This window comes from Pseudomonas sp. 43(2021) (assembly GCF_017490805.1).
Classification (GTDB): Bacteria; Pseudomonadota; Gammaproteobacteria; order Pseudomonadales; family Pseudomonadaceae; genus Aquipseudomonas.
In genome coordinates this window covers 1-465 of record NZ_JAFGYJ010000443.1, presented here as the reverse complement: position 1 = coordinate 465, position 465 = coordinate 1, and the positions used below count along the sequence as shown (strand labels likewise).

At 59.4% G+C, this 465-nt stretch carries 1 pseudogene; it reads right to left on the bottom strand.

Annotation, left to right across the window (positions count from 1 at the left end):
* Nucleotides 1-465 (bottom strand): annotated as a pseudogene (locus J5M71_RS28070) (MFS transporter); the annotation flags it as partial.

Here is a 465-nt window from a genome sequence, read left to right as displayed (position 1 = left end):
CACTTGAACGAGCCGGTGGAGCTGATGATGTAGCCGATCACGATCGGCGTGGTGATCGAAGCGATGTTGCCGAAGGTGTTGAACAGGCCACCGCTCAGACCGGCGATCTGTTTCGGCGAAGTGTCGGAAACCACCGCCCAGCCCAGTGCGCCAACGCCTTTGCCGAAGAATGCCAGCGCCATGAAGCCCACCACCATCCATTCCACGTCAACATAGTTGCACGCGACGATGCTGCTCGACACCAGCAGACCGGCGATGATCGGCGCCTTGCGAGCGAAAGTCAGCGAATGGCCCTTGCGCAGCAGGTAGTCGGAAATCACCCCGCCGAGCACGCCGCCGATAAAGCCGCAGATGGCCGGCAACGAAGCGATGAAACCGGCCTTGAGAATGGTCATGCCACGCTCTTGCACCAGATACACCGGGAACCAGGTCAGGAAGAAATAAGTGATGCCGTTGATGCAGTAC